Genomic DNA, 25,515 nt, shown 5'->3' with positions numbered 1-25,515 from the left:
ATGCGATCGTTCCTGTTCGTTCCCGGCGACAGCACCCGGAAATATGAGAGTGCGAAGAAGACCGCGGCCGACGCATTGATTCTCGATCTCGAGGATTCCATCGCACCGGAGCAGAAGGTTGTCGCGCGTGGCATCACGCGCGAGATGCTCGATGCGCGCAATCCGGACCAGAAGCTCTATATCCGCGTCAATGCGCTCGATACCGATCTGACGCTTGGCGACCTCGCGGCGGTGATGCCCGGGAAGCCCGATGGCATCGTGCTGCCGAAATGCGCCGGCGCTGCCGATGTCAACAAGCTCGCGCTCTATCTCGATGCATTCGAGGCCGCCTCAGGTATCGCGCAGGGCACCACGCGGATCGTCACGGTGGCGACCGAGACGGCGCGCGCGGTGCTGAAAATCCTCGACTTCGAGAACATGAGCCCGCGGCTTTGGGGCATGATGTGGGGTGCGGAGGACCTTGCGGCCTCGCTCGGCGCAACGCGCAACCGCACCGACGGCCGCTATCACTCGCCCTTCATCCTCGCCCGCGATCTCTGTCTGATCGGCGCGGCCGCAGCCGGCGTGGTCGCGATCGATACCATCGCCACCGACATCAACGATCTCGATGCGCTGAAGGCGGAGGCGATCGCGGCGCGGCAGGACGGTTTCCTCGCCAAGGCCGTGATCCATCCCAAGCATGTCGATGTCGTCAACGCGGCCTTCATGCCGACCGATGAGGAGGTCGCGTGGTCGGAGCGGGTGATCGCTGCGTTTGCCAACAATCCGTCCGGGGTCGCCAAGATGGACGGCAAGATGCTGGACAAGCCGCACCTGCGCGCCGCCGAGAAGATCCTGGCGTCGCGCAGGAAATAGTCAGTCGGGGTCGATCAGCGCGCCCTCCTTGAGGAGGGCCGCAATCTCCGCATCCGCAAGTCCAGCCTCGCGGAGGATCTCCCGGCCATGCTCGCCGAGGTTCGGCGGATAGGTCCGGATCGAGGGCGGCGTCTTGCTCCAGGTGGCGGGCGGGCCAGCCACGCGGAGCGTGCCTTCGGTCGGATGCTCCAGTGATTGGATCAGCCCAACGGCGGTCAGATGCGGATCGTCGATCAGGCTGTCGAGGTCGTGCAGCGGCGCGTGCGGAATGTCGGCCTCTTCGAAGAAGCGCATCCATTCGGCGGTGCTGCGGGTCTTCATCATCTGCGAGAACCAGTCGTAGACGAAATCGTAGTTCCGGGTTCGCGCAGAGATGCTGTTCAGCCGCGGGTCGCGGTCGGCCTCATTGGTGAGGCCGATCTTGGCGAAGAACGCGTTCCATTGCTTGTCGGAATAGACCAGCGCGCAGATGTAGCCGTCGCTGGTTTGATATGGACGGCGGTCGGGCGACAGCAGCCGGGAGTAGCCTGATGGGCCAATCGGTGGCGCGAAGCTGCGGCCGGCCATGTGATCGCCGAGCACGAACTGCGCCATGGTCTCGAACATTGGGATTTCGATCGCCTGGCCTTCGCCTGTGCGCTCGCGGTGGAACAGCGCGGCCAGGATGGCGTGGACGGCATTGAGGCCGACGATGCGGTCAGCCATGGTCGCCGGCGAGTAGCGCGGCTCACCGGTGATCCTGCCGGTCAGCGCGGGCAGGGCGGTCAGCCCCTGGATCAGGTCGTCATACGCGGGCCGGCCGGCATAGGGCCCGGTCTCGCCGAAGCCGTGCAGGCTGGCATAGACAAGCCGCGGGTTGGTGGCGAGGAGATCGTCGGCACCGAGCTTCAGCCGCGCCATCGCCGCAGGACGGACGTTGTGGACGAACACGTCGGCATCGGTGGCAAGCCGCAGCAGCGCCGCGCGGCCGCCGGCCTTCTTCAGGTCGAGCATGATCGAGCGCTTGTTGCGGTTGCCTTGCAGGTACATCGCGCCCATCGCATGATGGCGCATCGGGGCGGCGTGGCGCATCACATCGCCATCGGGGCTCTCGACCTTGATCACGTCGGCGCCGTAGTCGCCGAGGATCATGGTCGCGTAGGGTCCCATCATGACGCTGGTGAGGTCGATGATCCTGACGCCAGCGAGCGGACCCGCCGGCGCGGATGGTTTTTCTCTCGTCGGTGCCTTGCTCAATGTGTAGCGGCCAGTGCTTCGGTGAAGGCCTTGAAGACGTCGGTGCCCGGCTTGCCGCGCTTGTCGACGTCCTTCACCCAATCCTGGGCCACCGACTTGAAGGCGGTGTCGAACACCTTCTTGTCGTCAGCGCTGAAGTTGATGACCTTCATGCCCTGCGACTTGATCTTGTCGGCAGCGGCCTTCTCGCCGTCCTCGAACCGCTTGCAGGCCTCGCGCGTGGTCTGCTCGCCGGCCTCGACCAGCGCCTTGCGCACATTCTCGGGCAGCGACTTGAATTTCAGCTCGCCGATCGAATAGGTGAAGATCGCCGTGCCGAAGTTCAGCCCCTCGGTACCCGACTTCAGGATCTTCCCGAAGTCGTAGGATGCCGAGCTCTGGTAGGAGAAGATCAGCCCGTCGAGCGTGCCGCGGGTCAGCGATTCATAGATCTCGGGTGCCGCCATCCGCACCGGAACGCCGCCGATCGAGCGCATCATCAGGTCCATCGCGCCGCCGGTGGTGCGGATCTTCAGGCCTTCGAGGTCCTTTGCCGTCTTCACATCGCGGCTGGTCGCAAGCTGGACCTGGTAGGCCGGCAGCGCCAGCGTCACCAGCGGCCGAATCTGGTTCGGCGCAAACTCCTTGGTCTCCAGGATGCCGCCATTGTGCGAGATCTTGTAGAAGGCGAGCGAGCCCTGGCATTCGCTGTCGAAGATGCCGGGCAGTTCGGCGACGGCCGTCAGCGGAAACTTGTCCGACGAATAGGACGGCACGATGTAGGAGACGTCAGCGACGCCAAGCGCGGTGAGCTGGGCCATGTCCTTGGCCTTGCCGAGCTGCTCCGCCGGGAAGTGCTGGAACGTGACCTGGCCGTTGGTCAGCTTGGTGACGAGCTCTGAAAACGGCTTGCCGACGAGCTCATGGATCACGTGGCCGGAGGGCAGGCTGTCGGCAAGGCGCAGGGTGATCTTCTCCTGGGCAAGGCCCGATGATGCGGAAGCCGCCAGCAAGGCGGTGGCGACACCTGCGCCGGCGAGGAAACGGGAAGAGAAATTCATAACAGTCTCCCAGAGATGGCCGTCTCGACCGACGGCTTCTTCAATGTTGCATGTGGTTCGGCAGCCAGAGGATGATCTCCGGGAATGCCACGAAAATGGCGATGGCGATCAGATGGGCGATGAAATGCGGGAATGTGCCGTGGAACACCTCGCCCACGGGACGATGTGCGTAGCGTGCGACGATGAAGCAGTTCAATCCGATCGGCGGGGTGATCATGCCGACCTCGGCGGTCACGATCTTGATGACGCCGAACCAGATCGGATCGAATCCGAGCGATTTGATCAGCGGCAGCACGATCGGAACCGTCAGCACCAGGATCGCGATCTGATCCATGAACGAGCCGAGCACGATGTAGCCGCACAGGATCAGCGTGATGATGATCCAGCGCGAGACGTCGAGCCCGCCGACCCACCCGACGATGTTCTGCGTCACTTGGGTGAGGGTGAAGAAATAGCCGAAGATGTGCGCGCACATGATGATCAGCACGATCATGCAGGTGCCCTGGGCGGCATGCCGTAACGTCGTGTAGAGCGAGGCCAGGTTGATCTTGCGCTTCCAGCAGGCGAGGCAGAAGGCGCCGAACGCACCGAAGGCGGAAGCTTCCGTCGGCGTCGCGATCCCGAGATAGATCGTGCCTGTGACGATCGAGAACAGGACCACCATCGGGCTGACCTGCCAGAGCAGGCTGAACCGCTCCGACCATGTCACGGCCGAAATCGTCGGTGCGCGCGAGGGATCGAGCAGCACCAGGATATAGATTGTCGACATGATGATGATGGTGACGAAGATCGCCGGGATGATGCCGCTGATCAGGAGCTTTCCGATGTTCACCTCGGCAAGCAGGCCGAAGATCACCAGCGCCACCGAAGTCGGCAGCAGCATCGCCAGCGTGCCCGAGATTGCGACGACGCCGGCCGCCATTTTGGGCTCGTAGCCCTGGCGGATCATCGCGGGCAGGCTGGTCGAGGACAACGTCGCGGCCGAGGCCGTGCTGGTGCCGCAGATCGAGCCGAAGCCCGCACCGGCCAACGCGGTCGCCATGCCGAGACCGCCGGGGATGCGTCCAACCCAGGCTGCGGCGGTCTTGAACAGATCGTCGGCGACGCCCGACAGCAGCACTAGGTCTGCCATCAACAGGAACATCGGGATCGTGATCAGTTCGTAGGAGGTGACGGCCGACAGTGGCGTCGTCTGCAGCACGCCGAGCAGGATCGGCAGGCCGCCGGTCAGATAGAGGCCGAGCCCGCCGGAGAATGCCATGGCGAACGCGACCGGCGTTCCGATCGCAAGCAGGAAGAACAGCAGCGCGAGGATGAAGGTCGGGATCATTCGAAACCTCCGGCAGCCTTGTCCGAATGACCGGAGATGGCCGGCAGCGGCAATAAATTCTCGCCGGTCAGGAGGCTTGCGGTATTGGCAATGAGATGAACGGCAAGGCGCAACGCGAGAATTCCCGCACCGACCGGCACGAAGATCGAGGACGCCCAGGTCGGCCACGGGATCGCACCGGCCATCACGTCGCCCGACACATAATTGTCGAGCGCGCGCTGATAGCCGAGCCAGGCGATTGGAACGAAGATCGCGAGGCCGACGACATTGGAGATAATGACGCAGAGGCGCTGGACGATCGCCGAGAAGCGCGGCAGCAGGATATCGACGCTGATATGGCCGTTCACCGCGTAGGTGCCGGAAAGGGAGAGAAAGAATACACCGGCCATCACGTAGAGCGAGATCAGGTCATAGGCCCAGGAGAACGGCCGGTTGAACACGTAGCGCATCACGACATCGGAGAACACGATGATCATGATCGCAAACATCAATGCCGCGGCGATGGTCGAGGTCACCTTCTCGATGGCGGTCAGAGCCTTCAGGCTTGTCTTGATCACGTTGGGCTCCGTCCGCGCTATTGGGCCGGCACGGCCGCAACGGCGGCGCTGAATTCCTTCAGGGCGTCGCTACCGTGCTTGCCGCGTGCATCGAGCCCGTCGGCCCATGCCTTGCCCACGCCCTTCGTCAGGTCCTTGAGCTTTGCGACGACGTCAGGCTGCAAGGTATCGAAGTGGACGCCTGCGGCTTCCATCGATTTCATCGTCTCGGTGTCCTGCTTCTGTACTTCCTTGCAGGCGGACGGCAGGATTTCCTCGGCGGTGTCGATCATCGCCTTCTGGATCTCCGGCGACAGTTTCTTCCAGGCGTTCTCGCTGATCGAATAGGCGACCACGAAGCTCGCGAAACCGAAGCCGTCGGTGGAATGCTTCACGAGCTTGTCGGCGCCATAGGCAACGACGCTCTCGAGCGGAAACAGCAGACCGTCCATGGTGCCGCGCGACAGCGACTCATAGGCGTCGGGTGCCGCCATGCGCACCGGCACCGCGCCGATCGCGCGCAAGGTGAGGTCCTGCGCTCCGCCGGTCGACCGCAGCTTCAATCCATTGATGTCGGCTGTGTCCTTCACCGCCTGCTTTACGGTCAGGATGCGATAGGGCGGCAGGCTCACCGCGAGCAGCAGACGAATGCCGTTTGCGGTATAATCCTGCTGCGCGATCACTCCGCTTCGCGCGGTCTTCCAATAGGCAAGCGTGCCCTGGCAGGAATGCTCGAACGCGCCGGGGAGCATCGCGACTTCGGAGACCGGCATCTTGTCGGACACGTAGGCGGGCGCGACGTAGCCGATATCGGCGACGCCGGTTTGCGTCAGCGTGAGCATGTCGGCGGCCTTGCCGAGCTGCTGGGCCGGATAGTGCTCGAACGTCACGGCGTTGTTGGTGCGCTTCTGCACCTCGGCCATCCAGGGCTCGAGCACGAGGCGGACGAGGTAGTGCCCTTTCGGAAAAGAGTCGGCCACCCGCAGCTTGATCGGCTCCGCGGCTGCCGCCAGATTGATCGATGCGATGAGGAAGCCGCAACCGGCCAGCGCTCGCCGAAGCCCGCCCATTTTTCCTGCCCCTGAGTAGCCTTGTTATTTTGAGCAGCTGCGCACAAACGAATTTGCTCGTCAAGCATGGCTCGGCTGAGCATGCCTGATCGGACATCGGGAGAGCGCGGGCCGCCATGCGCCGACGCGATTGCGAGGGCGGAAGGGATCACGCGAGGACGTCGATGCGCTTGATTTCAAGCCGTAAGCGCGCGACGGCCAACTGGCTGGAAGCTGATGCTGAGAGGCAACCAGATCTCGATCAATTTTGTCCACCACGCGGGAAATTCCTCCGGTGTGCTCGACGGTTCAGCGCCGCCGCCGGCGGCATGGCGACCGCGATCATCATCGAGCGGGTCTGACGCCGGTTAGACCGCGGGAAACTCCAGCGCGAAAGCGACGCTCTGGCTGGCGGGCAGGAGATGGATCGTACCGCCATGGCTCACCATGACGGCTTGCGCGATAGCGAGGCCCATGCCGGTGCCGCCGCTGTCGCGGCGGGTGGTGAAGAAGGCATCGAAGATCTTGTCGCCGTTGGCGTCGGAGATCGGGTCGCCATCGTTGCTCACCGTCACCCTGACGGTCGAGGCTTCGGCGGTCGCTTCGAGCTGCACCAATTTGGCATTGTGACGGAACGCGTTGTCGGCCAGGTGCGCCAGCACCATCAGCGCCTTCTCGCCGGACATCCCGATCGGGCGGTCGAGGTCGCCGCTGGCCACGATCGTCCGCTGCGCAAAGCGGCTCTTCAGGTTCGCGATGACGCCAGAGAGTGAGGTCTGCTCGTTCTGCGGAGCGCTCTCCGCGCGCGCCAGCTCGCGCAGCCGCTGGCTCATCGCATCGAGCCGCGCGACGTCGGCAAGGATGTTCGAGATGAAGCTCTGTTGCTCGGATCGGGTCAGCGTGTCCGACTTGCTTTGAAGCGAATCCTGCAGCAGCTCGGCCGCGCCCCGGATCGATGTCAGCGGCGATTTCAATTCGTGCGTCAGGTGTGCCGAGAAGGTGGCGATGTAGTCGGAACGTCGCGACAGCTGCTGAGCCATGTCGAGGAAGCTGTCGGAGAGCTGGGCCAGCTCGCGGGTGCCATAGTGCTGCAGGGGCTGAAACGCATTGCGGTCGCCGCGGCCGATCAGCACGGCGCGATCGACGAGCTCGCGCATCGGACGCGTGACCGTGCGGGAGAACATCAGCCCGATTGCAACGGTTGCCAGCAGCACGGCCAATGTGGCGAGCAGGAACTTGCCGCGCTCCTGATAAAGATGATCGAAGATGTTGCTCGGCGTTCGCGACGTGTAGATCACGCCGGCGACGTGATCGTTGACGATCACGGGCATCGCGGAGAAGACATGGACACCGACGCCGCGGCTGATCGAATAGATCGGTGGCGGAGGTTTGTCCGGCATGCGGATCCGGAGCGCGGCGCTATACTGGCCGCCCAGCGCCGCAGCCACCTCCTCGATATGGGCAAGCGACTGTCCGACCTCCTGGCGTCCGGCGATCACCACGCCTTGCGGATCGAGAATACGGAAACCCGCCAGCGTGACCTTCTGGGTCTCCAGGATGATGGGCATGAGCGCGGTACCGATCTCGACATAGGCCGGATCCGCCGGCTTCGCCGCCGGCAGCGCATCGGGCCGCCGCCGCAGCAGGTCGTTGCCGGCGAGATCGAGCGCGGGCCGGATCGGCGTCACCTGGTCGCCGCGATCAGGCAGCGCCTCCGGCGGTACCGTGGCGCCGAGCGGGATGCCATCGCCAAGCCGTGCCTTCACGAGTTCGGCGTAGATCGCGGCAAGGACACGGCTCTGCGCGATCAGCTCGGCTTGCGTCTGGTGAATCAGCTGATTGTCGTAGAGGCGAAAGAAGAACAGCCCCATCAGTGGCAGGACCGCGACCGAGGCAAGCACGGTGAAGATGACCAGACCAAGCGACGGTCGCCACTTCTGGCGGGCGCGGAACGATGTCATGCTGGCTGCTCGCAGCGACCGAGCTTGAAGCCAACGCCGTGAACGGTTTCGATAACGTTGTCGCAGTTTACGGCTGCGAGCTTGGCCCGGATGTTGCGGATGTGGCTGTCGATGGTGCGGTCGGAGACCTGGATGTTGAGCTGGTAGGCCGCGCTCATGATCTGCTCGCGGTTGAACACCGCCGTTGGCCGCGTCAGGAAGGCGCACAGAATTCCGAACTCGATCGCGGTCAGGCGCAGCGGCACGCCTGCGAATGCCGCCACGTGCTGCTCGGGATCGACCGAGAGATGTCCCCGGGAGAGCACGCCGGCCTCTGTCCTTGTCCCCGCCTTCCGCGGGGTCATGCGCCGCAGGATGACATTCACCCGCGCGACGAGCTCGCGCGGGCTGAACGGCTTGGTCACGTAGTCGTCACCGCCGATCTCCAGGCCGAGGACGCGGTCGATCTCGTCGTCACGGGCGGAGAGGAACAGGATCGGCACGTCGGACGATTTGCGGATCTCGCGGCAAACGTCGAGGCCATCGAATTCCGGCATGCCGATATCGAGCACGATCAGGTCCGGCCGCTCGCCGGCAAACCGGGTCAGCGCCTCCTTGCCGTCGCGGGCCTCGGCCACGTTCATGCCGGCTTTCTTGAGCGCGACGCGGATGACCTCGCGGATATGCAGGTCGTCGTCGACGATGAGGATGCGGTGGGTCACGAGTCGTCTCCGAAAACCGGCGCTTCGACTATCCCGGCGCGTTGCTCTGCCGCCCGTCCAGGAAACGCTGAAGCCGCCAGCCGCGAAAGCTCCAGCCGCGCCATGAGGCCATCTGCTGGCGTTGCTGTTCTACAAGGCTATTGCGGCGAGAGACAAGGACCGGGTTGGCGTAACGCAGTTGGATCGCCTGGTCGATGGCCGGAAGCGCGTTCGGGCCGAGCTGGATCAGGTAGTCCATATCCAAACTGACGCCGCTGCCCGAGGCTTCGTGGCTGTGACTGACATTATAGTCGGCGATGACGGCGGCGAAATTGATCAGAGAGCCGACATAGAGCGCGATGGTCAGTACCAACAGGTTGCCGCGGACAAGCCATTCATTCGATGCCCGCAGGGCAATGCGCACCAGAATAAGGATCAGCCCGACGGCGACGAGCAGCATCCAGACGAATGCCGCGACGCGCCAGTAGGTGAGCAAATAGGTTTGGACATAGAGATCAAGCCGGAGCATCGAGGAGATCACCAGTAGAACATTCTGCCCGACCCAGAGGTAGACGAGCGGTCGGATCACCCGCGATTGCTCGGCCGGGCCGCCCGGCCGCATCGCGACCAGAACGAAGGCCGCGGCCAGGAGTGCCGTGACAATCAGCGGATAGGCGCCACGGTGGGCGTAGGACGCGTAGGTGATGGCGGCGGGAAGCGTAGCGTTGCCCCAGAGATAGATCGCATCGAGAATTGTCTGAATCGAAAACAGCAAGTTGAACAGGATCAGAGAGCGCAGGATGGTGCCTGCGCCGAACAAGTCGATGAAATGATCGGGTTCGGCCGGACCCTGCGCGGAAGATCGCGGTCCGTTGCGCGCGACGTTGGTGTAGCGCCGCCATTTGACATGGACGAATGGCCAGACCAGCGCCAGTACGAGGATCCAGAACAGCATGCGACCGAGGCTGAGGCTGGCGGCGGGATTGCCGGGGTTCAGCTGGCTGATCCATATCTCCAGCACCGGATTGGCTGCGACGAACAGAAAGACAAACACGGTTCCGAGCAGCAACGGCACGAACCATAGGATGAACCCCCTGGTGAGGCCCGGCAGGTCGAATGCGCTGACGACGTCCCGGAACAACCTGAAAGGGCTGACCAGAAAGAGATCCACCAGCGAGGCAGCTCCCCTGGTCGCGCTGTCGAGACAGGGATTGGTCGTCAGAGCAAGCGCGGTGCCGAGCGCAAGAATGGCGAAGGCCAGCGAGACTGCGTTGACCTCCTCCAGGGCAGGGAGTAGCCCGGCCACAACGATCGCGCCGGCGATCGGCAGCCTGTGGCGAGCGACGTGACCGAAGTTGGCGGCCAGTGACACGCCGGCCAGCGCGAAGGCGAAGAGGACCACCGAGAGCCCGGCATTCTGATCATAGAACAACCAATCGGCCAGCGCGGCGAGCGCAAGCGCGGCGGCGGCCTTGGCCGGCGGCAAACCATTGGCAATCGAGTGAGTCTCGGTTTCCGGTGACTCTAGGCTTGTCATCATGACCTCTGGATTGAAGGACGTGTGGACTTCGGCGGTCGCGCTGACGTCATCGACGGGTGTCCGAACGCGATCCTGGTTGCGGCAGGGCGCACCTTGGGTTGACCGCGTGCAGACGGCGGGAAGGCGATCAGCAGGAGTTCAGGATTGTTATGCAGATTGCGTGCAGAGTGGTTTTATCCGCTCGCTGCGGCGAGTCCGGTCTGATACGGACGATACGTTCGGTTCGTTCACCCGTCGTCTCCATGCAAATCATCAAGCGCGTCGGCATTGCCCTGGCCTGGATCGTCGGGCTCGTATTCGTCTTGGCCGGCGTCAACAACAACGATCCTTATCTGGTCCCGTTGCGCGGGGCGGGCAATCTTCTTCTCGTGCTCGCAAGCATCGCCGTCGTGTTCATGCTGGTCCGCGGCGCCGCGTGGTGCAGGCGGACGCGGGCAGGAAGGCTCCTGGTGATCCTGTGGTGTCTGCCGCCGCTCGCGATGCTCGCCGCGCATGGCGTGTTCGAGGTGCGGAAGCACCGCGTTCTCCAGACTGAGCCGGTCCTCGCGCGGTCGCTGGGGCAGCATTTTATCGTCGGCTATCGGTCGTTCGACGAGGTCGCGCCGCTTGTGGAGAAGGGGTTCGTTGCGGGCATCTATGTCACCCGGCGCAACATCGCCGGCAGGACGGCTGACGCCTTGAAGGCTGACATCGCCACACTGCAGTCGAGGCGGCGGGTCGCGGGGTTGCCGCCGCTGATGGTCGCGACGGATCAGGAGGGAGGCATCGTTTCGCATCTGGCACCGCCGCTCACGAGACTGCCCGCACTGGCCTCCCTGGCCGAGCTGGCGCCGGATGAGCAAAAGGCGAAAGCCGAGGAGTTCGGGCGCATCCATGGACGCGAGCTGGCGTCGCTTGGCATCAACCTGAATTTTGCCCCGGTGCTCGACCTGCGGCCGGCGGCGAAGCACAACCTGCTCGATTTCAATACGCTGATCAATCAACGCGCGATCTCCGATGATCCGGCCAAGGTGAGCGCGATCGCGGGCGCCTACATCCATGGCCTCGAGTCCGCGGGCGTCAATGCCACCGTGAAGCACTTTCCGGGATTGGGCCGCGTGCGCGCCGACACGCATCATTTCAACGCCGATCTCGATACGCCGGTCGGCGAATTGGAGGCGACGGACTGGCGCCCGTTCCGCGATGTGCTGTCGTCGACCGATGCGCGCCTGATGGTCGGGCACGTGGCGGTGAATGCGCTCGACCCGGGACGGCCGGCGTCGCATTCAAAGGCCGTGGTCGACGGGCTGATCCGGAAGAGCTGGAACTACCAGGGCATCGTCATGACGGACGATCTGGTGATGGGCGCGATCTATCAGCACGATGTCTGCACCGCGGTCGTGGAGGCGTTGAACGCGGGCGTCGATCTGTTGCTGGTCGCCTATGACGGGTTGCAGTTCTACCGCCTGTTCGATTGCGCGACGGATGCAGCTGCGCGAGGGGGCCTCGACAGCAGCATGCTGCACGACAGCGAGACGCGGTTAAGGCGCGCGCTGCTGGTCGACTAGATCGATGGATTCAGGAATGAGCGCCGACCGCCGATTTGTTGTCCTGTCGCTTCGACCACGAGACGTAGTAGGCGACAGCCGTCATTGCCGCGAGACCGGCGAGGCTGACCGCGACCTGCCTTGTCAGTGAGTAAGGGCCGGTGATCAGAATCAAATGCGCTGCGAAGGAGAGGAACACGCCTGCACAGAACACGGCCAGCCATTCCTCGCCGCATTTGATGATCGGCTGCAGGGCGTAAGATCGCAGATACCCCCAGTCGCGCGGCACCAACCAGGTGAACAGGAATGTCAGGGTCAGGAAATGCAGGATGCGGTGAGGTGCGACATCCTCCCGGTCGTTCTGCAGCAGCATGTCGTTCAGTCCGCTGGGCATCATTTGGGCGAGTGCCGGGATATCGCTACTGGAGACGATCGTCAGCGCGAACAGCAGGTACAGCAACGCCGTGGCGCGCAGCGCGGTAACGGCCTGCATTGCGCGGATCGCGGGTGCATAGCGCGTGCCGATGAGCGCGAGCCAGCCACCCATCACGAACAGCAATTGCCAGCAGAACGGATTAAGGTACCAATCTCCGTACGGATATGAAGTCAGGTTCCAGTCGAACACGCGGGCGGTAGCGTAAAGCGCCACGGACGCGAGAAGCGTTGCGTTCGGCACGTAGAGCAATCCGAATACGACGAACGGCTGAAAGGCCATCAGGGCGATGGTGAGTTGCAGCACGTCGAGATTGAGGGGTTTGGCCTGCAGGAACAAGCCGTAGATCAGCGTTCGGATCGGGTGGTCGATGAATCCGGTGATGTTGAACTCGCTGATGATCTCGGGCGCCGCGGTCCGCGTGGCGACATAGCTGATCAACTCGACATAGATCACGAACAGGACGATGTAGGCAGCATAGAGCTGCCATACCCGCTTGAAGATACGGGTCGCGGCCACCACGAATCCACGCTCCAGCGCCATCCGGGCGTAGAAGAGCGTCACTGCATAGCCGCCAATGAACACAAAAAGGTCGGTCGCGCCGCTAAAGCCGAAATTGCGCATGGTCAGCGCGCTGACGACGTTATGCGGAACGTGATCCAGGAACAGAAACCAGTTTGCGATACCAAGCAGCAGCGCGATCCTGAGATCGCCATCGGCTCTCGCGATCTCGGCGTTTGTTGTCGAAGTCATCTGAAGCTGAAATCTGCCGGCCCGGGAAAACGATCGCTAATCTAGTGGAAACCCACGCCCGGTCCGAATAGACTCTGCGTGAACCCTATCTAGTTCGTTTCGGGTTCCGGCCAAGTGGCCGGTTCAAGAAAGATCACGTTTTCGCAACCGCCGCGTGAGCGCGGTCAGACCGGCTCGTGTTTGCGCAGGTCGCGGGCGTGATCCAGTGTATTGGCTTGCAGGTTTGCGCCGGTCGGGGCGACCTCCGGCAGGGCAGCCTCCGCGAGGATATCGTCCGTGATATCCTCAACCGAGCACTCGGCAACCTCGTGGATGAAGCTGATGTTGGTGTATTCCCCTGACGCGACCCGTGAGATGACCTCGCGCCGCGTCATTTCGGGATCGACGATCGCCTCGCGGCCACGGCGGCCATAGTCGATCATCACAACAAAATACTGCATTGCCTGGCGGTTCGATACGTTGACTTTTGTTGGCTATTATTTCCGATAATCGGAATTATGTCAAGGGAAATTGACGATAATCGGAACTCAGGCGCGGGCGCTCCGACCGATTCGGCCCGAAGGCATCCGAATCGGTCAGGCCGGCCCCTGCAGCTGGGCGGCTATTTCTCGGACGACCGTCCGCCCTGCGCCCGGGCGGATTTGCGGCCCTTCGCCGCCGTCTTGCCGCGCAGTCTTTCGATCTGGCCGCGGGGCAGGGTGACGCAGATCTCGCCGATCCATTCGAGCTTGACGCCGTTGATCGGCTTGGCATTGAAGCTTTTGAGGTTGACCGTGCCGGACGAGCTGCCCCGCTCGATCGTCTTCAGATAGCGCTCGCCGGTCTTCAGCCGGACCGCAGCTTCCTCTCCGTAGAAGCTCGACAGCGGATAGCGCTGCTCGCGATACACCACGATGACATCGCCGTTCTCGTATTTCGGTAGCATCGAATCGCCCGAAACCTCGAAAGCGACGGTTTCCTCCGTCATCGGGAACGGGAGCTCGATCTCGCCGAGACCCTCCGGCGGGACCTGCTCAAGCTCCGGCTGGATCGAGGCGCCGGCGCCGACCCGGCCCACGATCGGCACCGAGTTCAGCTCCAAGTATTCCATGATCGGGGCGATCTCCGACGCCTTGATCAAGCGGATTCCTGACAGGATTTCGGACACCGCCCCGGCCCGAACCCCCATTGCGCGGGCAAGCCCGCCCTTGCTCTTTCCAGTCTTTTCCAGTGCTCGTTCGATAAGTGCCGCGTCCAGCATGTTTCATCCTCTCCAAAGCTGGACATACTCTTACCGTTACGATTATCAGAATTCAAGCTTGACTTTTACTTCGGAATATCGGAAGGTATGCGAGGCGCCGGCGGAATGACAAAAATGGGAATTTGGAATGGATATGGTGAACTGGCTGCCGGAGCATTCGGCTGCCTTGCAGGACCTGCGCGCCCGCGGCTTGTCCTATTCGGAAATCGCTGACACGATCAACGCAACCTTCAGCACGGCCTATACACGCAACGCGGCCCTCAGCCGGGCGCAGCGCATGGGGTTGGCGGGCCTTGATCGGCCGGAGCCGTCCCTGCCAGGGCATCTCGATCCACCCAAGCCGGCCTTGCCGGAGCCACCGAGGATCGGGCGCCTGCGTGAAGGGCGGGCCGAGCTGAAGTTCGATCTGCTTCGCTGGCCGAAAAGCTTCACCGAAACGGTGGAGATGCCCCAACTTCGTTGCGCGGCGGTCGCGCCACGGCACCTTTCACTGTTCGACCTCAAGCGCGGAGACTGCCGCTATCCCTATGGCGGGGATGCCGACGGCGAAACCATGACCTTCTGTGGTCACCCGTGCCGGCCGGGCTCGAGCTATTGCACCCCGCATTTTCATCTGAGCCGCGATCCCGAGGCATCGACGAGGCCGGTCCTGAACGACGCCTGGCTTCAAGCCATCGGGGCCATCTGAGGCCGCTCACCTTCCGACTGTCCACACAACCGCGATCGCGCGGAAGACGCCGCGCGCTTTCATCACACATTTCGGAGGTCACCAATGCTGCGCGCAAAACGCCGGAAACCGTACGATCCCGCTGGAACACATGATCGGCGCTCCCAGGATCTGCCCTTCAACGCCGAGGTGGCGACCGTCGAGATCGACGATCCCCTCGCGCTCGAGCCGGGCGAGAAGATCGTTGCCTTTCGCTCGATCCGCAACGATCCGCTCGGCCGGTTGCATGCACACCGGCAGATCGACGACACCCAGTACCGAAGCGGTCGGGCCTTCCAGAACGATTGGGAGAAGGCCGAGCGCGGCCCTCGCGCGGTGGATACGACGCGTGAATATGTTGACGGCGGTCAACAACGTGAGCCGATCACGGAGGGGCAGCGCCAGGCGACCTTGCGCCTCAATCGCGCCGAGCATGAGCTCGGTGCCGACGGTTCGGCGCTGGTGCACGACGTCCTGATCCTCGGCATGACCATGGAGCAGGTTGGGCAGCGGCGCGGCTTGCGTACGCAGCGCTGGCAGGACTATTTTGCGCGGCGCCTCAAGGAATGCCTGGATCGGCTGGCGCTGATGTACGGCCTTGCCACGCCGAACAAGGTTCCCGTGAAGGACCATCAACGCTGATCCGAAGTGATGTGCTGACGCGCCGGTTGCCGCACAGGCAGCCGGCACGGCAGCGATTCATCACATTGCGGCACTGTGCTTTGCCTCACACTGAGCTCGTCCTGATCTGTTTCGAAGACGGTCGACAGCCGCGCGGACTCTCATGTAACTTCGCTCGCGTCGACGATCTGCCCGCATGGGGGCGCAGTGTGATTGCCTCCGGTGCGAGGAATGGTCTGGTACGTCCACAAGGGAGTTTGCAGCGGCCAAGCCCGCCTTGATCGTATCCTGCATCGCGAACATCACGAGTAACGTGGGTCGATGCCGGCGCGGAGTCCAATCAATTCACCCAAGGGAGAACCGAGCGATGAATCACACTGGAACCTGCTTTTGCGGCGCGGTCGAACTCAAGGTCACTGGGGAGCCTGAGGCGATGGGCTACTGCCACTGCCGTTCATGCCGCTCCTGGTCCGGCGGCCCGGTGAATGCATTCAGCCTCTGGAAGCCCGAGGCGGTCGAAGTCACCAAGGGCGCCGATCATGTCGGGACGTTCGAGAAGACCGCGATGAGCCAGCGCAAATACTGCACCAAGTGCGGCGGTCATCTGATGACGAACCACCCGACGCTTGGTCTTGTCGACGTGTTCACGGCAACCATCCCAACGCTGAAGTTCACCCCCGGCGTTCACGTCAACTATTCCGAGGCGGTGCTGCCGATACGCGATGGCCTGCCGAAGCTGAAGGACTTTCCGGCCGAATTCGGCGGCTCCGGCGAAATGATCGCCGAATAGCGCGATGGTTCTCGAGCGGGTGGCGACGGAGCGTCGCTACCCGCCAATGTCCATTCTTCCGTCGGCCGGACGCGCTGACAGATTCGGTATCCGGCGGGTTTCCTCGACATTCGAATCGTTTGACCGTGTCGGCGGTGCCGACACTACGGGACCCCCTTGCCGGTGACAGCCATGTCAGGCGAAGGTCCCGCCCTGCAAAATCCGGGTTTGGTTTTGGTGACGAGCATCCGCTAAAAGGCAGGCAGTGCCGGTCCTGGCAAGGGCCGTCGTATTTCGCCTGACAAAATAACAGAGGAAGCGTCGGATCATGACCAAACCAGAATTGCCAGGGCGCGCGCCGCGCGGGGAGGGAGTTCCGACGGCGCTCGCTGGCCTGCTGGTGGTCGACTTCACCCGAGTCGTCGCCGGCCCGGCCTGCACGCAAACGCTGGCCGATTTCGGGGCCGAGGTCATCAAGATCGAGAATCCGGACGGTGGGGACGACACGCGCGCCTATGAGCACGCTGAAATTGGTGGGGAAAGCGCAGCGTATCTGAGCCTCAACCGCAATAAGCGCGGCATTGCGCTCGATTTCAACAATCCGGCCGCGCTTGAAGTCGCGCGCGCGTTGATTGCCAAGGCAGACGTCGTGGTGGAGAATTTCTCCGGCGGCGTGATGAAGAAATTCGGTCTCGACTATGCGTCGGTGGCGCCGACCAATCCGCGGCTGATCTATTGCTCGATCTCCGCCTACGGCCGCAAGGGTGATTTCGCGCTGCGCCCGGGCTTCGACCCGATTACGCAAGCCGAAAGCGGCTTTATGTCGCTCAACGGCTTTCCGGATGGCGAACCGGTGCGCACCGGGCCACCGATCGTGGACATGGCAACCGGCATGTCGGCCTGCAACGCCATCCTGCTCGCCTTGATTGCGCGGGATCGGCTCGGTCGCGGGCAGCAGGTCGAGGTCGCGTTGATCGACACCGCAGTGTCGATGACGGGCTTCTACGGCATGGCCTATCTCATCAACGGCAACAACCCCGGCCGCTTCGGCAACTCTCCGAACGGTTCGCCGACCGTCGGCGTCTACCGGGCGTCCGATGGGCCGCTCTACATGGCCTGCGCCAACGACCGGCTCTATCGCCGGCTCGTGACCGACGTACTTGAGCGCCCGGATCTCGTCACCGACCCGGAGTTTGCTCACCGCAAGGCGCGGACCGCCAACAAGGAGAAGTTGCGCGCTATCATCGCCAGCGTGTTTGCAAGCGACACGCTCGAGCATTGGATGGCAAAGATGAAGAAGGCCAATATTCCGGTTGGCTATCTGCGTACGGTCGAGGAAGGCTTCAACGCACCCGAGGTGCGCGATCGTCATCGCCTGAGCAGAATCGCGCATCCGACCGCCGGCTCGGTTCCGAACATCGAGTCGCCGGTCAATATGAGCCTGACACCGACGGTCGATCCCGTTGCGGCTCCGCTGCTCGGTCAGCACACCCGGGATGTGTTGAGCAAGACGCTTGGCTACGACGACCGGCGCATCGCCGCTTTGGCCGAGGCAGGCGCGTTCGGCAAGGCAGGCAACACCGGCTAGCCGTTTGGTCTGAACCAAAGATCAGATACGCGCCAATCACCTGACCCGAGGCGAGAGGGAAGCCTCTCGCCTCGCAAGATGTCGTTCAGACGTCACGGTTCCCCACCGCGAGCCGGCGGCCTTCGACCCGGAAACTGGCCCGTCTGTGACCTCAGTTCGGCTTGCTGCGCAAGTTGTTCCTTGGCATACTTTCAACTTCCTCGGGCTCCGCCCGATCAATCTCGAGACGGGCCATCCGGAGTATGAGGGTTGCCGTGGTTAGGCCAAGGCGTTCGGCCTCTTGCGCTGCGGTGTCGACCTTCTGGGCCAAGCCTTCACGTTTACCTGGGTATGCCATTCGTAATCCTCACTTAAGGTGCGAGATGAAAAATCCCACATACGTTGCAGAGCTGCAGAACAAGCTCGGAGCTCCATCGAGCGAAACACTGGAAAGCCTGCGACTGTTGAAGGCTTTCCTTCGACTTGCGCCCGACCAGCGTTCCGAGGTCATCGAGCTGGTCGAACGTTTGGCGGTTGAGCCGCCGCGCGATCCCTCACTGTCCTGAGGTGTTCGCGTTTTTCCTGGATGTCAGTTGTTCATTGGCCTGGCGGGCGGCTGTGTCGCGATCACGTAGATTGCACCACCCTCGAGCGCTTCGGATTGATGCCGGGTGCCGGCAGGCAGCAGGATGGTGTCGCCGGCACTGACGACCCGCTCACCGCCGTCCCAGATGAAGTTCAACCGGCCGCTGATGATCATCAGGATTTCATCGACCGGATGGGTATGGAAGTGATGCACCTTGCCGGCTGCATCATGCTGCAGCTCGACGGACCCCTGGGCCGGGAGCAGGTTCAGGATCTCCGGATCGATGGCAAATTCGGTCTTCGTGCCCGCGATGATTTGAGTCATGCTGCCTGTTCCTTGTTCGCGATGGCTGGCGTCTTGTTCTGCGCGAGCTTGGCAAAGGGGCAGCCTCCGCTCGCATTGTTGTCGTCGTGCAGGAAGTACTGCAGATATTCGCGGCCATCGGTCGCGCCGTAGCGGCCAAGAAGCGGAGAGGGGCTCGCGCTGTCGTACGGGATCAGGCGCTTGCGCACCTCGGCGAACGCGGCAGTCGCGGCCTTTTCCGTCCCGAGGATCTTGTCGAACACCCAGCGCGGCTGGAACGTGAGCATGAAGGCGCTGGACCGGCGGCTCTGGCGCATCACATGGGCCGGCGTCGTGCACACGACGAAGATCGGCTCACCCGCAAACGAGAACTCCCACATCGGGTGGTCGATCTGTTCCGGAATCTCGGTCGGCCACGGGTTCTTGTCCAGGCGTGCGAGCTGGTCGAGCGTGAGCCACATCTTGCGATAGTAGGCATCGAGCGTCTGCACGGGGCGGGGACGCGTGAACACGATCAAGGAGGTATTGGGGCCGAACGAGCGCGCCTCTGAGACATATTGTGCGAGCTGCTCGCCGAGCACTGCGACGTCATACGGATCGAGGAAAAGATAGCGGAGCTGATCCTGGCGATGTCCGGTCACCCCGAACACGCAAGGGAACGGCCTTGCCTCGCTGCTCATCTGCGCTTCAAACTCGGAGAACATCACGCTCTGCCAGCTGCTGACCGGAAAGCTTGACGCGACTTCGCCTTTTCTCAAGAACAAGCGCTCCATAACACCCCCTACACTCATAACGACACTAACGGGCTATCAACTTGCTTCTCATCAATAGCGGCCCGGCAATGCCCGGCAGCGACATGAGAAGCAGAATGACGATCAAGGCGCTGTAGCCGCCGTCACCGATCGCGGCCTTGTTGTGCACGGCGTCGGTTCCGGAGGCGTTGCTGGCGGCAAGCATCGCAAAGCCGATGATCGGCTGCGAGACGCCGGCGAATATCCCGGCAGCAGTGGTGTTCACAGAAGCGCCGACACCGATCAGTTCGGAGGTGTAGAGCTTCTTCACGCATTTCAGCACCAGCGGGACGGTGCCGCCAGCGACGAGCCCCAAGGCCGTGAACACGACGGTGACGTAGGCGAGACCAAATGTCCGGGCGACCTGCGGCAGCAGCATCGCGATCAGAAGCATGCGCAATACGCAAATGCCGATCAATGCGCGGTCGAGCGCCGCCGCGGCACGATCGGCGGCGTGACCGAGGAAGATCGAGCCGAGCGCATTGCCGATCATGAAGGCGAGCAGCGGCGTGCCGGCAGCCGTCGGAGAGATATGGTAAAAGTGGGCGACCATCGGAATGCCCCAGACGCCCGACAGCGTCGTCACAACCGCGAAGTGCGACGCAAACGTCATTGCACAACCCCAGTTCGCGATATGGGCCAGCGATTGCCGCGCAGCGATCACGACGCCCTTCAGCGTCTTGTTGCTATGCGATGCCGGATCAGGCTTGAGCGCGAGCTTGGCGAAGGCGAGGTTGGCGAGGCCAATGCAGGCGATGAACAGGAAGCAGGCCCGCCAGCCGAACCCCGAGACGGCGGCTGCGAGCGGCGTGGTCGCGATCACGCCTCCGACATAGCCGGAGACCTGCGAGATGCCCGACATCATGCCGAACCGCTCGTCAGCGAAACTTTGTGCCACGAGCTTGAGGAGTGCCGTGAAGACCAGCGCATCGCCGCAGGCGACAATCAGGCGCGCAGCAAAAACGTCGAGCAGGTTCGGCGCCAGCGCGAACGCTGCACTGCCGAGCGACGAGGCGATCATGCTGAGGAGGACGACGCGCTTGACGCCGTAACGATCGACCAGCAGGCCGGCCGGAATCTGCATCAAGGTGTAGCCCCAGAAATAGCTCGAGGCGAGCATCGCAACACCGGCCGCATCGGTGCTGAAGTCGTGCATGAAACTGAGGCTTACCGATTGCGGTGACACCCGCTGCAGGAAGGCAATGGCGTAGGCGACGGCGACTGCCGTCCAGGCGAGATAGGCGCGGTCAGTGAAACGCGACGTCGGGGCGTAAACGGCTTGTTGTCCGAGCATCGACATCACACCCTCGCGTAACCTACCGAGAACAGGGCATCTGCTGAATTCGGAATCTTCCGCGACATCGCGGCATCGACCAGTGACGCGGTGCCACGATAGGCCTGCCGATGGTGCTTAATGTGGCCGTAAGCGCCCCGCATGATCATGTCGGGCAGTTCGAGCGGCTTGCCCGGATAGAGTGAGGTGCACATCTCGACACAGGCCGCCTGCAACGCCGGGTCCTGCGCGTCATCGAGCAACGATGGAGAAACTTTCTCGCAAATTTTAGCGTTCGCTGCCCAGACGATCGGATTGCGGGTCCGCCAGCCGTAGAGCACGTTGCCGTCGGCCCTCTCGGCGGCGCCCGAGCACTTCAGAACTTCCGCCGTAAAGAAGCCGTAGAGGCCGCGGCCCTGATGCGCCGGGAGTACTTCTGTCCCGCTGCGATAGATTCCAAGTCCGGCCGACATCTGCAGGATGCGGTAGACCGAGAAGGCCACGAGGCCGGAGCCGTCATAGACGAGGATCAGGCTGTACTTCTGGTCGAAGGGTGAGGAGGTTGCCGTCCAATGCGGCTCGGTGGCCTGCCAGTTGACGGCAATGATGCCGTTCATGGCGTCCATCAGCGGCTGGCGGTCGCAGGCTTCGATCCGGGAGGCATCGGGTAGACTGTAGATCGCGTAATCCGCCCAAGGCGATTTGATCGCCTCGTATCCGCTGCCCAGATTTCGCGACATGGCAGAACTCCAGAATTCCATTGCAAGCTATACAGGGCAGCCTCGAATGGCTTAAAGGACAATATGCCCTCGAAAACTGCCAAGCCGCCCCGGCCCGAGCCGCGCGACAAGAAAGCGACGCGGCGGATTGCGATCGTTGCCTTTCCGGGCGTGACCTTGCTTGACATCTCGGGGCCGGCTCAGGTGTTCGCGGAACTGGAGGCGATCGAACTGCCCGGGCCGGATTATTCGCTATCCTACCTGTCGACTTCAGGCGGCTTGGTGCCGACCGATGTCGATATGATGATCGACACGGCGCCGATCGCCAGTGTTGCGCCCGCCGAGGTCGACACGTTGGTGATCCCCGGCGGACCCGGCATCTGGAAGATCCGTAACGACGCCGAGTTGATGAATTGGATTGCGGAGGCGCTGCCGAAGGCGCGCCGTATCGCATCAGTCTGCCTCGGCGCATTTGCGCTGGCCTGGACCGGAATTCTCGACGGCAAGCGTGCTGCAACGCACTGGCGCTATTGTCCGCGTTTGCAGGACAGCTTTCCCGACATCCGGGTCGAGCCCAACGCGATTTTCGTCAAGGACGGACATGTCTGGTCGTCGGCGGGTGTCAGCGCCGGCATCGATCTGGCGCTCGCGATGATCGAGGAGGATTTCGGCCACACCATCGCACTCGATGTCGCACGCAGACTTGTGGTGTTTCTGAAGCGGCCGGGCGGTCAGAGTCAGTTCTCGACCGTCCTTGCGGCCCAGGCCTCGGACGTCGAGGGACGCTTCAGCGCGCTGCATGCCTGGATCATCGAGAACATCACGAGCGACCTCAAGGTCGAGACCCTCGCGGAAAAGGCCGGGATGACGCCGCGCACCTTTGCCCGGACCTATGTCAGCCGCACCGGCATGACGCCTGCTAGCGGTGTCGAGGCGCTGCGCGTGGAGACCGCGCGCTTGCTGCTCGAAAGCCGCCAGATCGGCGGCGTGGTCGAGGTTGCCAAGCGCGCGGGATTTGGCGACGACGAACGAATGCGGCGGGCCTTCCTGCGCCACCTCGGCGTGTCGCCGACCGAGTACCGAAACCGGTTCTCGGGCAGCTAGCTCGCGTCGGACGGCTCAGTTCGGAGCCGGCCGCTTGGTGTCGAAACCCGATCCCTCTCACAAGCGAATAGCTGGCCTTCGCTGGCCGGATTCGTCGGTCAAGGTGGTAGCTTTTCCGGTTTGTCTGCGGCTAATGTGCCGGCCAAATCGGGAGAAGAAACGACCATGAATGACGGGACCCCCATTCAGCAGGCGCGCAATGTCGAACTCGGCGCCAGCGGCGAGGAATTCCAGAACCTGCACGAATTCGCGCAAAAGGCCCGCGCCAGGCTGAACCAGAACGCCTGGGACTACATCGTCGGCGCCTCGGAAACCGAGACCACGATGCGCCGCAACAGAATGGCGCTCGACGAGATCGCGTTCCGGCCGCGCGTGCTGCGCAACGTCATCAATGTGGATCCATCCACCGAGGTCTTCGGCCGCAAGCTCCGGCTTCCCGTGATGATCGCGCCGGTCGGCGCGCTCGAGATATTCGATCCGGAGGCGGGCGCGGCCGTCGCGCGCGGAGCGGGAACGTTCGGCGCGGCGCATATGCTGAGCTCGGTATCGGAGCCGGGGCTGGAGAATACCGCCAAGGCGGCGCCCGATGCCTTGCGCATCTTCCAGCTCTATGTGCGCGGCGACGATGCGTTTGTCGAGGATGTGGTCAGCCGCAGCATCGACAACGGCTACGCTGCGTTCTGCCTCACCGTGGACACCGCCCATTATAGCCGGCGTGAGCGCGACATCGCCAAGCGCTACGTCCGTGAAAGCCGCATCCGCGCCACCGGCGGCGATTTCCAGAAGGGGCTGGAATGGCGGACGGTGAAGTTGATCAAGGACAAGTTCAAGATTCCGCTCATCCTCAAGGGAATCGCCACCGCCGAAGACGCCAAGATCGCCCTCGATCACGGGGTCGACTGGATCTACGTCTCAAATCACGGCGGACGGCAGCTCGACCACGGCCGTGGGTCCATGCACGTCCTGCCCGAGATCGTTCAGGCCATCGCAGGCCGTGCCAAGATCATGGTCGATGGCTCGATCTGCCGTGGCACCGACATCGTGAAGGCCATCGTCTCGGGGGCCGATCTCGTCGGGATCGGCCGTCTGCAATGCTGGGCGCTCGCTGCGGCCGGCGAGGCAGGCATTGTCCGGATGCTTGAATTGCTGGAGGACGAGGTGATCCGCTGCCTCGGTCTGCTCGGCGTCACCAGCTTCGCCGAACTGGACAAGTCCTATCTGCATCCGGCGACGCCGAACAATCTGCCGAGCGTGTTCAGCGCATTCCCGCTGCTCGATATAGATCCCTACCGCTACTGAGCCGCGCCGCTGCGAAGACATATTGAGTGATGACGCGATCGGGGCGCCGGGCACCTCGATCGCGCCGGCTCGCCGTCAATCTGTGGTGTCCATGAAGCCGCCGCGGCAAAGACAAAGTCTGATCCAAATGCCGCACTAGTCGACGCGAATGGCAAACAATCCATTCGCTGAATTTTCACTTGAGCGCGCGATCGCCTTGCGCTGGACCCTCCGTGATATTCAGGCCGGCCGGCTCAAACTGTCGCCGGTCAGCGGCGAGGATCTGGGCGTCCTCATCGAACTCGGTCTGGTCGAACTGTATGACGACCAGCCCGAGCTGACGGAGGCGGGGGCCGCGGTGCTGAACGACTGAACGGGCCGATAGCCTAGCGCGCGTTCACGAAGCTTTCGCCGGAATTGCACGGCGCGCACTGATAGGTCAGCACGTCGTAGAATTGGTCGCGCGGCTCGATCAAGGCGAGCCGCATTTGCGTGCCGCACTTCATGCACGGCATCTCTATGCTGGTCTTGAAGCGGGTGCAGGTCGGTGTTGGACGAACGGCGCGCAGCATCGGATCCCCTTATTCCCCACAAGAGACGCGAACGCGACCAACGACGAGGCCGAATCACTATGCCACAGTGCTGACACGATTGGAATCGGCCTGCGATGCAGTCCGGTCGCCGCTAGGTAAATTTTCCTCGGCTGCAAGGATGAGTGGGCCTCTCATGGTTTGGCGATACGGCGCTGACGCCGTCACAATCTATGCTAACCTTGGCAAACGCTTTTTTCAGGGGGCGCGATCATGATTGAGCCGAAGCTTGAAGTTCCCGCCGAGTTGCGCGATTTGGCGGAAAAGACCATCGACCAGGCCGAACAGGCCTTCAGCCTGTTCTTTGATGCCGCGAGCAAGTCGATGACGGCGATGCCGGGCACGGGTACCGAGATTTCAAAACAGGCGCTGTCGTTCACCGAGCAGAACATGAAGGCGGCGTTCGAGCATGCGCGCAAGCTCGTGCACGCGACCGATCTGCAGGAGGCGATGCGAATCCAGTCGGAATTTCTGCGCAGCCAATTCACCAATGCCGGCGAACATATGCGGCAGATCAGCGGAAGCGTGATGTCCGCAACCAAGGACGCCACCAAGGGCAAGTTCTAGGGGCAGGCGGCCTTCACAGCGTGTCGACGCCTAGCGCCGGCGCGCTGCAGCAACGCCGAGCAGAAACGCGACGAACAGGCTTGCGAGCGGCGCTTCGCGCGTGACCGCGCTCACGGTGGCGAGGACGCCGCCCGGCCGGCGTGAGGTCGCGATCGCGTCGCTGAGGCGATCGGCCGCCGCTCGAAGTCCGTCCGACACCTCCGTGATGGTACGCGAGACGTCCGTCGCGGTGTCGATCGCCCGCTCACCGAGTGTGGGCTGAAGCGGAGACTCGGGTGTTTCAGAGCTCATGTGCCGTGCCGCGATTTTCACCAAAGGTGGGGTGGCCGTTACCCTGGCTATCCGCGCGTGCGCGTAGCGACGTCCACATATTGGGGAAATTCAGCAGCTGGGGATTGGTTCCACCAACATGCCTCGCTTTCACATCGCGGAACCGGAAACTTACGCGCCGGTTGCGGCTTG

General features: G+C 62.9%; 29 protein-coding genes. 12 read left to right on the top strand and 17 right to left on the bottom strand.

Annotated features, from left to right (window positions below):
• Positions 1-855 carry an HpcH/HpaI aldolase/citrate lyase family protein gene (locus tag HU230_RS21125; RefSeq protein ID WP_176530015.1) on the top strand — a complete coding sequence of 285 codons (855 nt, stop codon included), beginning with the start codon at positions 1-3 and terminating at the stop codon, positions 853-855.
• Here HU230_RS21125 and HU230_RS21120 read toward each other — a convergent pair whose 3' ends face one another.
• The 5 genes from HU230_RS21120 to HU230_RS21100 form a co-directional block, all read right to left on the bottom strand.
• On the bottom strand, positions 856-2,007 hold the full coding sequence (locus HU230_RS21120) for a CaiB/BaiF CoA transferase family protein (RefSeq protein WP_234633887.1): 1,152 nt from the start codon (positions 2,005-2,007) through the stop codon (positions 856-858).
• Between the two features lie 80 nt (positions 2,008-2,087).
• Positions 2,088-3,131 (bottom strand): TRAP transporter substrate-binding protein, encoded by a 1,044-nt coding sequence (locus HU230_RS21115; protein WP_176530017.1) that lies wholly within the window; start codon positions 3,129-3,131, stop codon positions 2,088-2,090.
• Positions 3,132-3,171: 40 nt separating this feature from the next.
• The gene (locus HU230_RS21110; RefSeq protein ID WP_176530018.1) at positions 3,172-4,461 is read right to left on the bottom strand and encodes a TRAP transporter large permease; all 1,290 of its coding nucleotides are present in this window, start codon (positions 4,459-4,461) and stop codon (positions 3,172-3,174) included.
• Entirely contained in the window at positions 4,458-5,018 is a 561-nt protein-coding gene (locus tag HU230_RS21105) for a TRAP transporter small permease (RefSeq protein WP_176530019.1), read from the bottom strand. The genes HU230_RS21110 and HU230_RS21105 overlap by 4 nt, the downstream gene beginning before the upstream one ends.
• 17 nt (positions 5,019-5,035) lie before the next feature.
• Positions 5,036-6,067 carry a TRAP transporter substrate-binding protein gene (locus HU230_RS21100; RefSeq protein WP_176530020.1) on the bottom strand — a complete coding sequence of 344 codons (1,032 nt, stop codon included), beginning with the start codon at positions 6,065-6,067 and terminating at the stop codon, positions 5,036-5,038.
• Between the two features lie 164 nt (positions 6,068-6,231).
• Between HU230_RS21100 and HU230_RS21095 the strand changes: the two genes are divergently transcribed.
• Positions 6,232-6,408, top strand: a complete 177-nt coding sequence (locus HU230_RS21095) for a hypothetical protein (protein ID WP_176530021.1) — start codon at positions 6,232-6,234, stop codon at positions 6,406-6,408.
• A 6-nt stretch (positions 6,409-6,414) separates the two neighbouring features.
• On the opposite strand, the gene HU230_RS21090 is transcribed toward HU230_RS21095, so the two are convergent.
• The 3 genes from HU230_RS21090 to HU230_RS21080 are packed head-to-tail and all read right to left on the bottom strand — an operon-like array spanning position 6,415 to position 10,173.
• Entirely contained in the window at positions 6,415-8,007 is a 1,593-nt protein-coding gene (locus HU230_RS21090) for an ATP-binding protein (protein WP_176530022.1), read from the bottom strand.
• Positions 8,004-8,708, bottom strand: a complete 705-nt coding sequence (locus HU230_RS21085) for a response regulator transcription factor (RefSeq protein ID WP_176530023.1) — start codon at positions 8,706-8,708, stop codon at positions 8,004-8,006. Before HU230_RS21085 ends, HU230_RS21090 begins: the two co-directional genes overlap by 4 nt.
• A 28-nt stretch (positions 8,709-8,736) precedes the next feature.
• Entirely contained in the window at positions 8,737-10,173 is a 1,437-nt protein-coding gene (locus HU230_RS21080; RefSeq protein ID WP_338077460.1) for a DUF4153 domain-containing protein, read from the bottom strand.
• Between the two features lie 296 nt (positions 10,174-10,469).
• On the opposite strand from HU230_RS21080, the gene HU230_RS21075 reads away from it, so the two are divergent.
• Positions 10,470-11,774: a glycoside hydrolase family 3 protein gene (locus tag HU230_RS21075; protein ID WP_176530025.1), complete on the top strand. Its 1,305-nt coding sequence runs from the start codon at positions 10,470-10,472 to the stop codon at positions 11,772-11,774.
• 10 nt (positions 11,775-11,784) lie between these two features.
• Here the strand turns inward: HU230_RS21075 and HU230_RS21070 are convergent, their stop codons facing one another.
• From HU230_RS21070 to HU230_RS21060, 3 genes are all read right to left on the bottom strand, one after another.
• Complete coding sequence (locus HU230_RS21070; protein ID WP_176530026.1) at positions 11,785-12,939, bottom strand: OpgC domain-containing protein; 1,155 nt, start codon at positions 12,937-12,939, stop codon at positions 11,785-11,787.
• 164 nt (positions 12,940-13,103) lie between these two features.
• Positions 13,104-13,379 (bottom strand): hypothetical protein, encoded by a 276-nt coding sequence (locus tag HU230_RS21065; protein ID WP_173637767.1) that lies wholly within the window; start codon positions 13,377-13,379, stop codon positions 13,104-13,106.
• Positions 13,380-13,540: 161 nt separating this feature from the next.
• Positions 13,541-14,179 (bottom strand): LexA family transcriptional regulator, encoded by a 639-nt coding sequence (locus HU230_RS21060; protein WP_176530027.1) that lies wholly within the window; start codon positions 14,177-14,179, stop codon positions 13,541-13,543.
• Between the two features lie 127 nt (positions 14,180-14,306).
• On the opposite strand from HU230_RS21060, the gene HU230_RS21055 reads away from it, so the two are divergent.
• From HU230_RS21055 to HU230_RS21035, 5 genes are all read left to right on the top strand, one after another.
• Positions 14,307-14,867, top strand: a complete 561-nt coding sequence (locus tag HU230_RS21055) for a GcrA family cell cycle regulator (protein ID WP_176530028.1) — start codon at positions 14,307-14,309, stop codon at positions 14,865-14,867.
• Positions 14,868-14,951: 84 nt separating this feature from the next.
• Positions 14,952-15,527: a DUF6456 domain-containing protein gene (locus tag HU230_RS21050; RefSeq protein WP_176530029.1), complete on the top strand. Its 576-nt coding sequence runs from the start codon at positions 14,952-14,954 to the stop codon at positions 15,525-15,527.
• Positions 15,528-15,873: 346 nt separating this feature from the next.
• Positions 15,874-16,296, top strand: a complete 423-nt coding sequence (locus HU230_RS21045; RefSeq protein ID WP_176530030.1) for a GFA family protein — start codon at positions 15,874-15,876, stop codon at positions 16,294-16,296.
• Between the two features lie 304 nt (positions 16,297-16,600).
• Positions 16,601-17,863 carry a CaiB/BaiF CoA transferase family protein gene (locus HU230_RS21040; RefSeq protein WP_176534936.1) on the top strand — a complete coding sequence of 421 codons (1,263 nt, stop codon included), beginning with the start codon at positions 16,601-16,603 and terminating at the stop codon, positions 17,861-17,863.
• 362 nt (positions 17,864-18,225) lie between these two features.
• Positions 18,226-18,408 (top strand): hypothetical protein, encoded by a 183-nt coding sequence (locus HU230_RS21035; protein WP_092115610.1) that lies wholly within the window; start codon positions 18,226-18,228, stop codon positions 18,406-18,408.
• 23 nt (positions 18,409-18,431) lie between these two features.
• Here HU230_RS21035 and HU230_RS21030 read toward each other — a convergent pair whose 3' ends face one another.
• From HU230_RS21030 to HU230_RS21015, 4 genes are read right to left on the bottom strand one after another with little or no spacing between them, the layout of a single operon-like run.
• A complete protein-coding gene (locus tag HU230_RS21030) occupies positions 18,432-18,752 on the bottom strand; it encodes a cupin domain-containing protein (protein ID WP_176530031.1) in 321 nt (106 codons plus the stop codon).
• Positions 18,749-19,489 (bottom strand): YqcI/YcgG family protein, encoded by a 741-nt coding sequence (locus tag HU230_RS21025; protein WP_224943406.1) that lies wholly within the window; start codon positions 19,487-19,489, stop codon positions 18,749-18,751. Before HU230_RS21025 ends, HU230_RS21030 begins: the two co-directional genes overlap by 4 nt.
• 40 nt (positions 19,490-19,529) lie before the next feature.
• Positions 19,530-20,822 (bottom strand): MFS transporter, encoded by a 1,293-nt coding sequence (locus tag HU230_RS21020; RefSeq protein WP_176530033.1) that lies wholly within the window; start codon positions 20,820-20,822, stop codon positions 19,530-19,532.
• Positions 20,822-21,535, bottom strand: a complete 714-nt coding sequence (locus HU230_RS21015) for a hypothetical protein (protein WP_176530034.1) — start codon at positions 21,533-21,535, stop codon at positions 20,822-20,824. The genes HU230_RS21020 and HU230_RS21015 overlap by 1 nt, the downstream gene beginning before the upstream one ends.
• Positions 21,536-21,598: 63 nt before the next feature.
• On the opposite strand from HU230_RS21015, the gene HU230_RS21010 reads away from it, so the two are divergent.
• From HU230_RS21010 to HU230_RS21000, 3 genes are all read left to right on the top strand, one after another.
• Positions 21,599-22,618, top strand: coding sequence for a GlxA family transcriptional regulator (locus tag HU230_RS21010; protein WP_176530035.1), 1,020 nt, complete (start codon positions 21,599-21,601; stop codon positions 22,616-22,618).
• Between the two features lie 165 nt (positions 22,619-22,783).
• Positions 22,784-23,917 (top strand): alpha-hydroxy acid oxidase, encoded by a 1,134-nt coding sequence (locus HU230_RS21005; RefSeq protein WP_176530036.1) that lies wholly within the window; start codon positions 22,784-22,786, stop codon positions 23,915-23,917.
• Between the two features lie 148 nt (positions 23,918-24,065).
• Positions 24,066-24,269, top strand: coding sequence for a hypothetical protein (locus HU230_RS21000; protein WP_176530037.1), 204 nt, complete (start codon positions 24,066-24,068; stop codon positions 24,267-24,269).
• A 13-nt stretch (positions 24,270-24,282) separates the two neighbouring features.
• On the opposite strand, the gene HU230_RS20995 is transcribed toward HU230_RS21000, so the two are convergent.
• Positions 24,283-24,468 carry a hypothetical protein gene (locus tag HU230_RS20995; RefSeq protein ID WP_176530038.1) on the bottom strand — a complete coding sequence of 62 codons (186 nt, stop codon included), beginning with the start codon at positions 24,466-24,468 and terminating at the stop codon, positions 24,283-24,285.
• 231 nt (positions 24,469-24,699) lie between these two features.
• On the opposite strand from HU230_RS20995, the gene HU230_RS20990 reads away from it, so the two are divergent.
• Positions 24,700-25,053: a phasin gene (locus HU230_RS20990; RefSeq protein WP_021080362.1), complete on the top strand. Its 354-nt coding sequence runs from the start codon at positions 24,700-24,702 to the stop codon at positions 25,051-25,053.
• A gap of 30 nt (positions 25,054-25,083) precedes the next feature.
• Here HU230_RS20990 and HU230_RS20985 read toward each other — a convergent pair whose 3' ends face one another.
• Positions 25,084-25,344: a hypothetical protein gene (locus tag HU230_RS20985; RefSeq protein WP_176530039.1), complete on the bottom strand. Its 261-nt coding sequence runs from the start codon at positions 25,342-25,344 to the stop codon at positions 25,084-25,086.
• Positions 25,345-25,515: the final 171 nt, after the last annotated feature.

Origin of the sequence: Bradyrhizobium quebecense (assembly GCF_013373795.3) — a bacterium.
In the GTDB taxonomy this organism is placed as follows: Bacteria; Pseudomonadota; Alphaproteobacteria; order Rhizobiales; family Xanthobacteraceae; genus Bradyrhizobium; species Bradyrhizobium quebecense.
The sequence above is the reverse complement of the archived record's forward strand: the minus strand, read 5'-3'. Positions and strand labels throughout refer to the sequence as shown.

What these genes read in the sequence shown, in the direction of transcription:
- HU230_RS21125 (WP_176530015.1), top strand. Translation starts at nt 1, where the DNA reads ATGCGATCGTTCCTGTTCGTTCCCGGCGACAGCACCCGGAAATATGAG.
- HU230_RS21120 (WP_234633887.1), bottom strand. Translation starts at nt 2,007, where the DNA reads ATGATGGGACCCTACGCGACCATGATCCTCGGCGACTACGGCGCCGAC.
- HU230_RS21115 (WP_176530017.1), bottom strand. Translation starts at nt 3,131, where the DNA reads ATGAATTTCTCTTCCCGTTTCCTCGCCGGCGCAGGTGTCGCCACCGCC.
- HU230_RS21110 (WP_176530018.1), bottom strand. Translation starts at nt 4,461, where the DNA reads ATGATCCCGACCTTCATCCTCGCGCTGCTGTTCTTCCTGCTTGCGATC.
- HU230_RS21100 (WP_176530020.1), bottom strand. Translation starts at nt 6,067, where the DNA reads ATGGGCGGGCTTCGGCGAGCGCTGGCCGGTTGCGGCTTCCTCATCGCA.
- HU230_RS21095 (WP_176530021.1), top strand. Translation starts at nt 6,232, where the DNA reads ATGCGCTTGATTTCAAGCCGTAAGCGCGCGACGGCCAACTGGCTGGAA.
- HU230_RS21090 (WP_176530022.1), bottom strand. Translation starts at nt 8,007, where the DNA reads ATGACATCGTTCCGCGCCCGCCAGAAGTGGCGACCGTCGCTTGGTCTG.
- HU230_RS21075 (WP_176530025.1), top strand. Translation starts at nt 10,470, where the DNA reads ATGCAAATCATCAAGCGCGTCGGCATTGCCCTGGCCTGGATCGTCGGG.
- HU230_RS21070 (WP_176530026.1), bottom strand. Translation starts at nt 12,939, where the DNA reads ATGACTTCGACAACAAACGCCGAGATCGCGAGAGCCGATGGCGATCTC.
- HU230_RS21065 (WP_173637767.1), bottom strand. Translation starts at nt 13,379, where the DNA reads ATGCAGTATTTTGTTGTGATGATCGACTATGGCCGCCGTGGCCGCGAG.
- HU230_RS21060 (WP_176530027.1), bottom strand. Translation starts at nt 14,179, where the DNA reads ATGCTGGACGCGGCACTTATCGAACGAGCACTGGAAAAGACTGGAAAG.
- HU230_RS21055 (WP_176530028.1), top strand. Translation starts at nt 14,307, where the DNA reads ATGGATATGGTGAACTGGCTGCCGGAGCATTCGGCTGCCTTGCAGGAC.
- HU230_RS21050 (WP_176530029.1), top strand. Translation starts at nt 14,952, where the DNA reads ATGCTGCGCGCAAAACGCCGGAAACCGTACGATCCCGCTGGAACACAT.
- HU230_RS21045 (WP_176530030.1), top strand. Translation starts at nt 15,874, where the DNA reads ATGAATCACACTGGAACCTGCTTTTGCGGCGCGGTCGAACTCAAGGTC.
- HU230_RS21035 (WP_092115610.1), top strand. Translation starts at nt 18,226, where the DNA reads ATGAAAAATCCCACATACGTTGCAGAGCTGCAGAACAAGCTCGGAGCT.
- HU230_RS21030 (WP_176530031.1), bottom strand. Translation starts at nt 18,752, where the DNA reads ATGACTCAAATCATCGCGGGCACGAAGACCGAATTTGCCATCGATCCG.
- HU230_RS21020 (WP_176530033.1), bottom strand. Translation starts at nt 20,822, where the DNA reads ATGTCGATGCTCGGACAACAAGCCGTTTACGCCCCGACGTCGCGTTTC.
- HU230_RS21015 (WP_176530034.1), bottom strand. Translation starts at nt 21,535, where the DNA reads ATGTCGCGAAATCTGGGCAGCGGATACGAGGCGATCAAATCGCCTTGG.
- HU230_RS21010 (WP_176530035.1), top strand. Translation starts at nt 21,599, where the DNA reads ATGCCCTCGAAAACTGCCAAGCCGCCCCGGCCCGAGCCGCGCGACAAG.
- HU230_RS21005 (WP_176530036.1), top strand. Translation starts at nt 22,784, where the DNA reads ATGAATGACGGGACCCCCATTCAGCAGGCGCGCAATGTCGAACTCGGC.
- HU230_RS21000 (WP_176530037.1), top strand. Translation starts at nt 24,066, where the DNA reads ATGGCAAACAATCCATTCGCTGAATTTTCACTTGAGCGCGCGATCGCC.
- HU230_RS20995 (WP_176530038.1), bottom strand. Translation starts at nt 24,468, where the DNA reads ATGCTGCGCGCCGTTCGTCCAACACCGACCTGCACCCGCTTCAAGACC.
- HU230_RS20990 (WP_021080362.1), top strand. Translation starts at nt 24,700, where the DNA reads ATGATTGAGCCGAAGCTTGAAGTTCCCGCCGAGTTGCGCGATTTGGCG.
- HU230_RS20985 (WP_176530039.1), bottom strand. Translation starts at nt 25,344, where the DNA reads ATGAGCTCTGAAACACCCGAGTCTCCGCTTCAGCCCACACTCGGTGAG.